General features: G+C 68.4%; 8 protein-coding genes and 1 pseudogene. 6 read left to right on the top strand and 3 right to left on the bottom strand.

Features of this window, described 5'->3' with window-relative positions:
* Window positions 1–466 (bottom strand): annotated as a pseudogene (locus ACQKJZ_RS08020) (hypothetical protein); the annotation flags it as partial.
* A 134-nt stretch (window positions 467–600) separates the two neighbouring features.
* Between ACQKJZ_RS08020 and ACQKJZ_RS08015 the strand changes: the two are divergent.
* The 3 genes from ACQKJZ_RS08015 to ACQKJZ_RS08005 are packed head-to-tail and all read left to right on the top strand — an operon-like array spanning window position 601 to window position 3,998.
* Window positions 601–1,269 carry a response regulator gene (locus ACQKJZ_RS08015; protein WP_427730659.1) on the top strand — a complete coding sequence of 223 codons (669 nt, stop codon included), beginning with the start codon at window positions 601–603 and terminating at the stop codon, window positions 1,267–1,269.
* On the top strand, window positions 1,269–2,669 hold the full coding sequence (locus ACQKJZ_RS08010; protein WP_427730658.1) for a sensor histidine kinase: 1,401 nt from the start codon (window positions 1,269–1,271) through the stop codon (window positions 2,667–2,669). The genes ACQKJZ_RS08015 and ACQKJZ_RS08010 overlap by 1 nt, the downstream gene beginning before the upstream one ends.
* A 45-nt stretch (window positions 2,670–2,714) precedes the next feature.
* Window positions 2,715–3,998, top strand: coding sequence for an Hsp70 family protein (locus ACQKJZ_RS08005; protein ID WP_427730657.1), 1,284 nt, complete (start codon window positions 2,715–2,717; stop codon window positions 3,996–3,998).
* A gap of 36 nt (window positions 3,999–4,034) precedes the next feature.
* Here the strand turns inward: ACQKJZ_RS08005 and ACQKJZ_RS08000 are convergent, their stop codons facing one another.
* Both ACQKJZ_RS08000 and ACQKJZ_RS07995 read right to left on the bottom strand, forming a co-directional pair.
* Window positions 4,035–6,446 carry a TonB-dependent receptor gene (locus ACQKJZ_RS08000; RefSeq protein WP_427730656.1) on the bottom strand — a complete coding sequence of 804 codons (2,412 nt, stop codon included), beginning with the start codon at window positions 6,444–6,446 and terminating at the stop codon, window positions 4,035–4,037.
* A gap of 203 nt (window positions 6,447–6,649) precedes the next feature.
* Window positions 6,650–8,908 (bottom strand): NADP-dependent malic enzyme, encoded by a 2,259-nt coding sequence (locus tag ACQKJZ_RS07995; RefSeq protein WP_427730655.1) that lies wholly within the window; start codon window positions 8,906–8,908, stop codon window positions 6,650–6,652.
* Between the two features lie 111 nt (window positions 8,909–9,019).
* Between ACQKJZ_RS07995 and ACQKJZ_RS07990 the strand changes: the two genes are divergently transcribed.
* Genes ACQKJZ_RS07990 through mutS form a run of 3 tightly spaced genes read left to right on the top strand, consistent with a single transcriptional unit; the run spans window position 9,020 to window position 12,074 of the window.
* On the top strand, window positions 9,020–9,226 hold the full coding sequence (locus ACQKJZ_RS07990; protein ID WP_427730654.1) for an antitoxin: 207 nt from the start codon (window positions 9,020–9,022) through the stop codon (window positions 9,224–9,226).
* A complete protein-coding gene (locus ACQKJZ_RS07985; RefSeq protein WP_427730653.1) occupies window positions 9,205–9,489 on the top strand; it encodes a type II toxin-antitoxin system RelE/ParE family toxin in 285 nt (94 codons plus the stop codon). The genes ACQKJZ_RS07990 and ACQKJZ_RS07985 overlap by 22 nt, the downstream gene beginning before the upstream one ends.
* 14 nt (window positions 9,490–9,503) lie before the next feature.
* On the top strand, window positions 9,504–12,074 hold the full coding sequence (gene mutS, locus ACQKJZ_RS07980) for a DNA mismatch repair protein MutS (protein ID WP_427730660.1): 2,571 nt from the start codon (window positions 9,504–9,506) through the stop codon (window positions 12,072–12,074).
* The last annotated feature ends 269 nt before the right edge of the window (window positions 12,075–12,343 follow it).

Below are 12,343 nucleotides of genomic sequence, written 5' to 3'. Positions count from 1 at the left end.
TTTTTTTTTTTTTTTTTTTGCCACGCGGCCCACCGGGGCCGCCGGGGCCACGCGGTCCACCCGGTGGCGGCGGCGGCGGACCGACCGGCGTCACCGTTCCTTGCGGATTGACGAGATACTGGGCGTGCATCAGCCCGTCGTCATAACGGCCCTGTACCGTCACGGTGCTGCCGACCGAGGGCATCGCGTCACGCGGCGCCGCCACCATCGCGCGGCCGGTGCGGTCCTGCACCACGAAGCGGTCGCCGAACACCTCGGCCACCCGCCCCTTCGCGGTGACGACCCCGTTGGTCGCGGCGAGCCGGGCGATCGGCGTCGGGATGGCCGGGACCATGGTGACGGTCGGCCGGGTCATCGAGACGGCGGCGGCGCCACCCCCCGCGCCCAACGCGATCAGGACCATGGCGGCGGCGGCCAGCGGCGCCTTGCCCTGCAGTCGGGGGGTTGGAATATGGAAACGAGACATGGTTCGATCTCCTTTGTCGATGCCCCGCTTCTAGGCGATTCGTCCCGATGCCCGCTGAACCACGCGGTTCAGTTTGGGTTTAGGCTTTGCCGGGATAGCCAGACGCCGGGGACGAAGGGGAAGACGAACACGCCATGCGAATCCTGTTGGTCGAGGACGATCCGGCGCTGGGCCCCGCCATCGCCCGTGCGCTGCGCGCCGAGAATTGCGCGGTGGACCTGTTCGACAATGGCCTGGACGCCGGCCATGCCGGCGACACGGAAATCTATGACGCCGCCGTGCTCGACCTGGGCCTGCCCGATGGCGATGGCACGAACGTCCTGCGCGGATGGCGCGAGGCGGGGCGCGGCCTGCCCGTCCTCATCCTGACTGCGCGTGAGGGCTGGTCGGACAAGGTCGCGGGCTTCAAGGCGGGCGCGGACGATTATCTGACCAAGCCGTTCCGCGTCGAGGAGCTGGTGATGCGGCTGCGCGCGCTGGTTCGGCGGGCGGCCGGCCATGCCCAGCCGCGCCTGACCTGCGGCCCCCTCTCCTTCGACAGCCAGACGGGGCAGTTCGAGCTGGACGGCCTGCCGCTGAAGCTGACCGCCTTCGAGTGGCGCGTGCTGTCGGCGCTGATGCTGCGCAAGGAGGCGGTCATTCCCCGGCTGGAACTGCTGGAGCGCGTCTATGAGGGCGATGCCGATGTCGACTCCAACAGCCTTGAGGTGATCGTCGGGCGGCTGCGCAAGAAGATCGGTGCCGACCGGATCGAAACGGTGCGCGGCCTGGGTTACCGTCTGACCGCCGGGGAGGCCCGGTGATGCCACGGTCGATCCGGGGACGGATGATCCTGATCTCCGCGCTGGCGATCCTCGCCTCGCTGTTGATCGCCGGCTGGGCCTTGGCCGGCGCGCTGGAGGGGTTCGTCACGCGCGGGCTGGACCAGCGGCTCGATTCGCAGATCACGCTGCTGGCGACCGCGATCGACGGTCGCGGGGCGGTCGATCGCGCACGGATCACCCGGATGCGCGGCGTGCTGGAAGGGGAGCCCGGCTGGCGCTGGCGGATCAGCGGCCCCGACGGCGCGATCGGCACGGCGGACTTCCCGCCCCTGGTCGCACCGCATCCACCCGCGCCGCATCCGCCGGCGGCCCCGGCCGGAGGGCCCGCCCCGATGCCGGCACCACCCGGACCGCCCCCGTCCCCGGACGATGCGACGCCCGATCGGCCGCGACCGGCGGAGGGCCGCACCGAACAGGGCGTTCGCGTGCATGCCCGTCAGGTGACGCTGTCGACCCCGCGCGGCCCCGTGACGATCAGCGCGGCCGCGCCCCGGGCGGTCGTCGCGCGGCCGATCCGTGCCGCGCTGCTGCCGCTGCTCGCCATGCTGGCGGGGCTCGGCATGCTGCTCGCAGTCGCCAGCCTGGTGCAGCTTCGCCTGGTGCTGCGGCCGCTGCGGCGACTGCGCGAGGAGATCGCGGCGATCCGTACCGGCGAGCGCGCCCGCGTCGACGAGGACCAGCCCGTCGAGCTTCAGCCGCTGGCCGCCGAACTCAACGCGCTGGCGGCGGACGGCGAACGCGCGCTGGCGACCGCGCGGACATCGGCGGCCAATCTGGCCCATGCGCTGAAGACGCCGGTCGCCACGCTGGCGCTCGATCTGGCGGACGACCCGCCCCGCGCCGCGCAGGTCGCGCGGATCGACGCGACGATCCGCCACCACCTTGCCCGCGCGCGTGTTCAGGCCAGCGCGACCCGCGCCACGATCCGGCTGGCGCCGGCGCTGGCCGATCTGATGGCCGCGATCGGGCGGCTGCATGCCGATCGCGGCCTTGCCCTGTCGGTGGACGTCGCGGACGATGTCGCGGTCGCGATGGATGCGCAGGATGTGGACGAGATCGCCGGCAACCTGATCGACAATGCCGCGCGCCACGCCCGCGCGACGGTGACCGTCACCGCCGTTGCCGAGGGGCGGCAGGTCCTGCTGCGCGTGGTCGATGACGGACCGGGCATCCCCCCGGCAGACCGCATCCGCGCGACCCAAGCCGGCGCGCGGCTGGACGAACGCGGCGACGGTCATGGCTTCGGCCTGGCGATCGCGCGCGAACTGGCCGAGCTTCACGGCGGGCGCCTGATCCTCGACGCGGCGGGCGGCGGCGGATTGTCGGCGACCGTTCTCCTCCCCCGCGCGGCGAGGGCGGAACAGGCGAGCGCATCGTGAACAAGACATGGCCCCGCCCCCCCGGCTTGGTGTAGCGCATCCCGCATGACCGATACTTCCCCCACCGTCCTCGGCATCGATTTCGGCACCACCAATTCGGTCATCGCGCGTGCCGAGGCGGGCCGATCGCAGCTTGTCCCGCTGCAAGCACCCGATGGGGAGGACCCCGTCTTCCGCTCGGCGCTCTGCTTTTGGGAGGATGACGGCATCGCGGTCGAGGCGGGGCCCTGGGCGATCGCGGAATATCTCGACTTTCCGGGCGGCAGCCGGTTCATCCAGTCGTTCAAGTCGGTCGCCGCCTCGGGCGTGTTCGAACATGCCACCGTGTTCGACAAACGCTATCGCTTCGAGGAACTGGGCCGTGCGTTTCTCGACCGGATGGCGGCGCGCAGCGGTGGCGCGCTCGACGGCCGGGCGACGCGGATCGTCGTCGGCCGTCCGGTCGAATATGCCGGGCACCGCCCCGACGAAGCGCTGGCTCGCCAACGCTATGACGCGATGTTCGCGCGGCTGGGGGTGGAAATCCACTATGTCTACGAGCCGCTGGGCGCGGCGTTCAGCTATGCCTCGCGGATCACCGAACCCGCGACCGTGCTGGTCGCCGATTTCGGTGGCGGCACCAGCGACTTCTCCGTCGTCCGCATCGCCGAGGCGGGGACCGCGCGGCGGTGCGAGCCGCTGGGCCATGCCGGTGTGGGTATCGCCGGCGACCGGTTCGACCAGCGGCTGACCGATCATCTGGTCCTGCCCCTGCTCGGCGCGGGCGGCAGATACCGCTCGTTCGACAAGGTACTGGAAATCCCGCGCGGCTATTTCGCCGATTTCAGCGACTGGTCGCGGCTGGCGCTGATGCGCAATCGCAAGACGCTGGCCGAACTGGAGAAGCTGCGCCGTGCCGCCCTCGACCCGGAGGCCATCGGGCGGATGATCGCGATCATCGAGGAGGAACAGGGCTATCGCCTGTACGACGCCGTCGGCCGGGTGAAGCGCGACCTGTCCGCCGCCGACCAGGCCCGTTTCCACTTCGAGGGCGGCGGCCTGTCGATCGAGGCGGAGGTGACCCGCGCCGATTTCGAGGCGTGGATCGCCCCCGATCTCGCCCGGATCGCGCAGGCGGTCGATCGCGCGCTGACGATGGCCGCGACCGGACCGGAGCGCATCGACCGCGTGTTCCTGACCGGTGGCACCTCGCTGATGCCCGCGATCCGGCGGATGTTCGAGATGCGGTTCGGCCCCGACAAGATCGCGAGCGGCGGCGAGCTGACCTCGATCGCACACGGCCTGGCGCTGATCGGCGAACAGCCCGATATCGCCGCCTGGGCGGCATGACGGGGCGGACGGTACGCGCCGTCCGCCCCGCCGGGTTCAGAACCCCTTCTTCAACGTGACGAACCACTGGCGCGGCGCGCCGGTCAGCAGCGTCTGGAACGTACCCTGCGGGTCGCTGGCGACGAAGCCGCCGGTGCCGACCGTGGCGATATACTTCTTGTCGGTCAGGTTGGTGACGCTGCCCTCGATGGCGAAGCCGCCCCACGCCTCGGGGAAGCGATAGCCGATGCTGGCGTCGACCAGCACGCGCCCCGCCACCGACTGGTCGTTCAGATAGGTGTAGTAGCGCTTCGACATATAGTCCGCGCCGACCCTGCCGAAGAAGCGGCTGTCGTCATAGACCAGTTCGCCCTTCACCATGTTCTGCGGCTGGCCGACCACATAGCGACCCGCCTGGGACAACAGATTGCCCTGCCCGTCCCGCACCGTCTGTTGATAGGTCGCGTGATTGTAGGAATAGCTGGCCAGCGCCGAGAAGGCGGGGGTCAGGCGATAGAAGGCGGAGACCTCCGCGCCATAGCTTTCCACGCCGCCGACATTGTTCAGCGTCGGCGGCAGGCCCTGAATCGCGGTACCGATCGAATAGGTCAGCAAACGATCGGAGAAGTCGATATAATAGCCGACCGCCGACAGTTGCAGCCCGCCGCTGCGCACGCGCACGCCGCCCTCGGCCGTCTTCGACTTTTCGGGCCGCACGGTGTTGCGCACCGAATTGAACGCGGTCTGGGTAATCGAGAAGGGCGGCGCGGTCGCGGCGGCGATGAAGGCGCGCATATTCTCGGTATAGCTGGCGAAGACCTCCGCCTGGTTGCCCAGATGCAGCACCGCGCCAACCTGCGGCAGGAACCAGTCCTCGCTTTGAATACGCCCGCGCGCCAGCGTGCCCGCCAGCACATTGGCCTGGTTGCGGACGCGCACGCCCTTCCACCCGCCATTGATGGTCAGCCGGCCGATATCCAGCGTGTCACCGACCGAATATTGCAGCGTCTCGGTATCATATTTGCCGTTCCAGGTCGTCGACATCGGGTTGCGCTGGAAATCGCGCGCGTTGCGGTTCGGCGTGGCGGTGTCGGTCATGCCATAGAGGCGGCGCGCCTGATGCAGCGTGTTGCTCTCATACCAGCCGGTCAGCTCCAGCCGGTTGATACCGGTGGTCAGCGCCAGCCGCGCGATCGTGCCGGCGCGGTTCAGGCTGTATTCGGTCGTGCGGAACGACAGCGGTGCGGGGTTGGTGATCGGCGTGCCATCGGCATTGGGCGCACCCGCCATCGTCGGGTTATAGGGCGTGATCCACGACCCCTGCCCCTTGTTGTGATGATAATAGCTGGTCGAGGTCAGCGACAGGGCATCGGTCAGCTTCGCGTCGAAGGTGATGCCGCCCAGATAGTCGCGGCGCAGGCCGGCGGCATCATAATAGCCGTCGTCCAGCGTGATCCCGCTCGGCAGGCCGTTGGCGACACCGGCATAAGGCGGGGTGAAGCCGGTCAGCGAGCCGTTCGCCTGCCGATAGGCCGCCGCCGCCGCGCCGTTCGTCGCCTGCTTGGCATAGAGGATGGCGAGCGGATAATCGTTGGTGATGTTGTCGTTATAATAGCCGCGACGACGGATGATATCGAGGCTGAGGTCCTGATAGTCGTTCTCGCGCCGGTCGGAGAAGTTGAAGAAACCGGTGATCGAACCCCGGTCGCCGAAGTCCTTCACGACCTTGGCATTGGCCTGATGCTGGCGCTGCGTGCCATAGCCCTTCCACTTGTCGGTCGTCAGATAGGCATAGCTGAGATAGCCCTTCAGGCCGCCGCCCACATCGCCGCTGTCGGCGCGGACGAAGGCGCGGACGGTGTCGTTGCTGCCATAGGTGCCCGAGGCGGCGAGGCCGGCGGTCTCGGACGGCGCGCGGCTGGTGAACTGGATCGTGCCGCCCAGATTGCTGGTCGACGCGGTGCCCAGCGCGCCCGCGCCCTGCGCGACGGTGGTCGCGGTGATGTTCTCGGAAATGATCGCGCGGCTGATGTGCAGGCCGTTGGTCGGACCATAGCTCATGTCGCCCAGCGGCACGCCGTCTAGCGTGAAGCCCAGCTGGTTCTGGCTGAACCCGCGAAGCGAGATGCTGGTCGACCATTCATAGGCGCCGAACGGATCGGCGGACTGGAAATTGACGCCGGGCAGCTTCGAGATCGCCTTGAGCGGCGAGGTGCCGGGGGTCAGCCGGTCGAGATCGGCGGCGGTGACGGTCTGGACCTGGCGGCTTTGCCCGAAGCCCAGCACCACGACATCGCCCGAGGCGTTGGCCTGATCGCCATCCGCCGCGACCGGATCGGCGGTGGCGGGATCGGTGTCGGCAGGACCGGACGTGGTGCCGGTGACGGCGGCCTGCGCGGGCAGCGTCTGCGCCGAGACACCCGATGCGATCAGTGCCAGCGGCGCGACGCCGATCAGAAATTTTACCATGAATTTCGCCCCCAATGGCTCGTTACCCCAATGAAGGGCGCGCATGGGGCCGGGGCGTGACACGCCCACGACAGCGTAATGACCGGTTTGTGACGGAAGCGTGTTGTGGCTTTGCGAGCACGATCCCCCCGGCACGGGGAGAAATGAAACAGGGGCCGGGCAACCTTTCGCTGCCCGGCCCCTTTCCTACCATCCGGCGAGGATCAGCGCGCGATGCCGCCCGCCGCCAGCACCGCCAGTGTGACCAGGTCCCCGGCGGTCGAGGTCATCGGTGCGATCTGCACCGGCTTTTCCATGCCGATCAGCATCGGGCCGATCATCGAGTCGCCGCCCAGCTCGCGCAGCAGCTTGGCCGAGATATTGGCCGACTGGAGACCCGGCATGATCAGGACATTGGCCGGACCCGACAGGCGCGAGAAGGGGAAGTTCGCCATCTGCTTGGGGTTCAGCGCGACGTCGGGCGACATGTCGCCTTCATATTCGAAACCGACCTGCCGCTTGTCGAGCGCGGCCACGCCGTCGCGGACATTGTCGATCCACTGGCCTTCCGGGTTGCCGAAGGTGGAGTAGGACAGGAAGGCGACGCGCGGCTCATGCCCCATGCGGCGGGCGACGGCGGCGGTGCGCTCGGCGATGTCGGCCAGTTCCTCGCCCGACGGACGCTCGTTGACCGTGGTGTCGGCGATGAAGACGGTGTGGCTCTGCCCGACGAGCAGATGGATGCCGAACGGCACCTTGCCGTCGACCGGATCGATGACCCGGCGGATTTCGCGGAAGCTCTGCGCATAGGTGCGGGTGATGCCGGTGATCATTGCATCGGCCTGGCCCAGTTGCAGCATCACCGAGCCGAAGATGTTGCGGTCCTGGTTGATCAGCCGCTCGGCATCGCGCTTCAGATAGCCGCGACGCTGAAGCCGTTCGTACAGGAACTCGACCATCTGCGGCACCATCTCCGAGGTGCGGCTGTTATGGACTTCATATTCCTGCGGGTTGGTGACGCCCAGCGCCTTCAGGCGGTCGTACACATCGTCGCGACCGACCAGGACGGGCGTGCCGTAACCGCCTTCCTTGAAGGCAATGGCGGCACGCAGGACGACTTCCTCTTCGCCCTCGGCGAACAGTACGCGCTTCGGATGCGCGCGGGCGCCCTCGTACGCGAGCGTCAGCACCGAGGTCGTCGGGTTGAGGCGCGCGCGCAGCTTCTGGCGATAGGCATCCATGTCGAGGATAGGGCGCGTCGCCACGCCCGAGTCCATCGCCGCCTTCGCCACCGCCGAGGGGACCAGTTCCATCAGGCGCGGGTCGAACGGCGCGGGGATGATATATTCGGGGCCGAACGTGTGCTGCGTGCCATAGGCCAGCGCCACTTCCTCCGGCACGCGCTGGCGGGCCAGTTCGGCGATCGCGTTGGCGGCGGCGATCTTCATCTCGTCGTTAATGCCGGTCGCGCGCACGTCGAGCGCGCCGCGGAAGATGAAGGGGAAGCCGATGACGTTGTTGACCTGGTTCGGATAGTCCGAACGCCCCGTCGCCACGATCGCGTCGGGCCGTGCGGCCTTGGCGAGTTCGGGGCGGATTTCCGGCTCGGGATTGGCCATCGCGAAGATGATCGGCGACGGCGCCATGTCCTTGACCATCTCGGGCTTCAGCGCGCCCGCCGCCGACAGGCCCAGGAACACGTCGGCACCCGACAGCGCCTCGGTCAGCGAGCGACGGTCGGTGACGGCGGCGTGCGCCGACTGCCACTGGTTGATGTCCTCGCGGCCCTGATAGATGACGCCGGTACGGTCGCACATGATGACGTTTTCGTGCCGGACGCCCATCGCCTTCATCAGTTCGGTACAGGCGATCGCCGCCGCCCCCGCGCCGTTGACGACGACCTTGATCTCGTCGAGCCGCCGGTCGGTCAGCAGGCACGCGTTGATGAGACCCGCCGCGCAGATGATCGCGGTGCCGTGCTGGTCGTCATGGAAAACCGGGATGTTCATCCGCTCGCGCAGGGTCTGCTCGATGATGAAGCATTCGGGCGCCTTGATGTCTTCCAGGTTGATACCGCCGAAGCTCGGCTCCATCAGTTCGATCGCGTCGATGATCCGGTCGACATCCTCGGTCTTCAGCTCGATATCGATCGAGTCGACATCGGCGAAACGCTTGAAGAGGACGGCCTTGCCCTCCATCACCGGCTTGGAGGCGAGCGCGCCCAGATTGCCGAGGCCCAGAATCGCCGTGCCGTTGGAAATGACCGCGACCAGATTGCCCTTGGCGGTATAGTCATATGCGGTCGCGGGATCGTGGGCGATCGCCTGCACCGGCACCGCGACGCCGGGCGAATAGGCCAGCGCTAGGTCGCGCTGCGTCGCCATCGGCTTGGAGGCGATGATCTCGATCTTGCCGGGGCGTCCCTCGGAATGGAACAGCAGGGCCTCGCGCTCGGAGAACTGGTCGGTGGGTTCGTCGGACATGCGCGCGGCCTTCGATGCTGTGGATACAAGGACGCTACGGCTCTTGGAGGTTTCGGGCACGGCTGACAAGCCTGTCACGCAGCCCTTTTGCCGCCCTAGGCAAGCCGAACCATGAGCCTTATAAGTTCATCTATGGAGCATGAGCCCGGCATTTTCGAGCAGCGTGACGAGGCGGCGGAAGCGCTGTCGTTGGAGCGTGCCCGTGCGGATTATGCCGCCGGGCGGTATCATGACCACGCCACCGTTTCCGCTTGGCTCCGTACCTGGGGCACCCCGAACCGCAAATCGTTTCGCGAATGGCTCAAGTCGTCTGGCTGAACGAGGCCCTCGACCAGCTCGATCTCATCGTCACCTATTTGGAAGCCTTTGATCCTGAAGCCGCTGCGCGAATCGCGCAACGGCTGGTCGATCTGGGCGAAAGCCTGCGAGACTTCCCTCGCCGCGGTCGCCCCGCTGCGGATGGGACCCGCGAGCTTGTGACGGTTCCTCCCTATATTCTCAGCTATGACGTGGACGGCGACATCGTTTCGATCGTCGGCATCCGTCATGGCGCACGCAATCTGGATTCCCGCCTCCCATGACCACCCCCACCCCGATGATGGCGCAGTATCTGACGCTGAAGGCCGAGGCCGAGGATTGCCTGCTCTTCTATCGGATGGGCGATTTCTTCGAGCTGTTCTTCGATGATGCGCGCATCGCGTCGGGCGTGCTCGACATCGCGCTGACCTCGCGCGGGGAGCATGGCGGCGAGAAGATTCCGATGTGCGGCGTGCCGGTCCATGCCGCGACGGCCTATCTGCAACGCCTCATCAAGGCCGGGCACCGCGTCGCCATCGCCGAGCAGACCGAAACCCCCGCCGAAGCCAAGGCGCGCGGCGGCTCCAAGGCGCTGGTGTCGCGCGGCATCGTTCGCGTGGTGACGGCGGGCACGTTGACCGAAGAGGCGCTGCTCGACGCCAAGTCCGACAACTGGTGCGTCGCGATCGGCGAGGCGGGCGGCGCGGTGGCCTTGGCCGCCGCCGACATCTCGACCGGGCGGTTCGTGGTGATCGACGTGAAGGCGGATGCGCTGGGAGCCGAACTTGCCCGCCTGGCCGCCGCCGAGGTGGTCACCGCCGAAAACGCCGCGCATGCCGATGCGGCCTCCACGCTGCGGCCCTCCGCGACCTTTGACAGCGGCAGCGGCGAGGATCGGCTGAAGCGGCTGTACGGCGTCGCGACGCTCGACGGGTTCGGCCAATTCACCCGCGCCGGGCTGTCGGCGGCGGGCGGGCTGGTCGCCTATCTCGACCACACCGCCAAGGGCGCCCTGCCCTTCCTGCGCCCGCCTGTCCTGAGCCAAGCGGCCGGAGCCATGGCGATCGACGCGGCGACGCGTGAGAGTCTGGAACTGACCCAGACGGCGAACGGCCAGCGCAAGGGTTCGCTGCTCGACGCGGTGGACCGGACGGTGACGGGCGCAGGCGCGCGCGCGCTGGCGGGCGACATCGGCGCGCCGCTGATGGACCGCGATGCGATCGAGGCACGGCTCGATCTGGTGCAGCATTTCCATGACGATGCCGCGCTGCGTGAGCGGTTGCGCGCGACCTTGCGGGCGCTGCCCGATATCGGCCGTGCGATCGGGCGGATCGCGGCGGGGCGCGGAAGCCCCCGCGATCTGGGGCAGTTGCGCGACGGACTCGACGGCGCCTGGGCACTGTCGGAGCAGCTGGCGGACGGCCCGCCCCTGCTGCGCGACACCACGCCGCGTCTGCGCGGACATGGCGCGCTGATCGACCTGCTCCGCCGCGCGCTCGTACCCTCGCCGCCGATCGAGGCGAGCGAGGGCGGCTATATCGCGGCGGGCTATGACGTGGCGCTCGACGATCTGCGCGATGCAGGCGCCGGAGGCCGCCGCGCCATTGCCGCGCTGGAGGCTGAGTTCCGCCAGAAGACCGGCATCACCGCGCTGAAGATCCGCCATAACGGCGTGCTCGGCTATCATGTCGAGGTCCCTGCCCGCTCGGCCGATGCGCTGATGAAGCCGGAGTCGGGTTTCACCCATCGCCAGACGCTGGCGGGCGTGGTCCGCTTCAACACGCCCGAACTGCATGAAGTCGCGAGCAAGGTGGCACAGGCCGGCGCCCATGCGCTGGCGGCGGAGGCCGCGCATCTGGAGGAGCTGACCGCCGCCGCGCTGGCCTCACGCGAAGGCATCGCCGCGACGGCGGACGCGCTCGCCCGACTCGACGTGGCGAGCGGCCTTGCCGAACGTGCGGTCGAGGGCGGCTGGGTCCGCCCCGAACTGGTCGATCACGCCTGTTTCGAGGTCACGGGCGGACGTCACCCGGTGGTCGAAGCCGCCGTGGCGCGCTCGGGCGAGCGGTTCGTCGCCAATGACTGTTCGCTGTCGGAATCCTCGCGGCTCTGGTTGGTCACGGGTCCGAACATGGGTGGTAAGTCGACCTTCCTCCGACAGAACGCCCTGATCGCGGTGCTGGCGCAGGCCGGATCCTATGTCCCCGCCACCCATGCCAGGATCGGGCTGGTCGACCGGCTGTTCAGCCGGGTCGGCGCATCGGACAACCTCGCGCGCGGGCGCTCGACCTTCATGGTCGAGATGGTCGAAACCGCCGCGATCCTGGCGCAGGCGACCCCACGCAGCTTCGTCATCCTCGACGAAGTGGGACGCGGCACGTCCACCTATGACGGCCTGGCCATCGCCTGGGCGGTGGTGGAGGCGATCCATGAGGATAATCGCTGCCGCTGCTTGTTCGCGACGCACTATCACGAGCTGACTCGACTGGCCGAACGCTGCGAGGCGCTGTCGCTCCACCATGTCCGCGCGCGCGAGTGGAAGGGCGAGCTGGTCCTGCTGCATGAGGTCAGCGAGGGTCCGGCGGATCGCTCCTATGGTCTGGCGGTGGCGCGGCTGGCGGGGATGCCGCCCGCGACGGTGGCGCGCGCCAAGGCGGTGCTCGCCAAGCTGGAGGCCGGACGCGCCAAGACCGGCGGGCTGGCGGCCGGGCTCGACGACCTGCCCCTGTTCGCCGCCGCCGCCCAGATCGAGGAGGAACAGTGCGACGCGATCCGGGCGGAGGTGGAGAAGCTTGACGTCGACGCGCTCTCGCCGCGTGAGGCGCTGGATGCGCTGTATAAGCTGAAGGCCTTGGCGAGGGAGGGCTGACACCCTTCCCCCTTCCCACCCCGGCGAAGGCCGGGGTCCAGTTGCGATAACCGATCGAAGGTGGGATGCTATTACCTCCCCCTCGCCACCTGGCGCGCCACCGTCTTGGTGGAATCTGGGCTCCGGCCTTCGCCGGGGTGAAAGAAGGGAGCGCGCCCTCCCCACCCTTCGTTCAGCCTGAGCGAAGTCGAAGGCCACGCTCCATCCGTGGCCGCAAGCGCAATCCGTGCCCTTCGACTTCGCTCAGTGCGAGCGGACGTTGGGATAGC

Source organism: Sphingomonas sp. NPDC019816 (genome assembly GCF_050274375.1).
In the GTDB taxonomy this organism is placed as follows: domain Bacteria; phylum Pseudomonadota; class Alphaproteobacteria; order Sphingomonadales; family Sphingomonadaceae; genus Sphingomonas.
The sequence above is the reverse complement of the archived record's forward strand: the minus strand, read 5'-3'. Positions and strand labels throughout refer to the sequence as shown.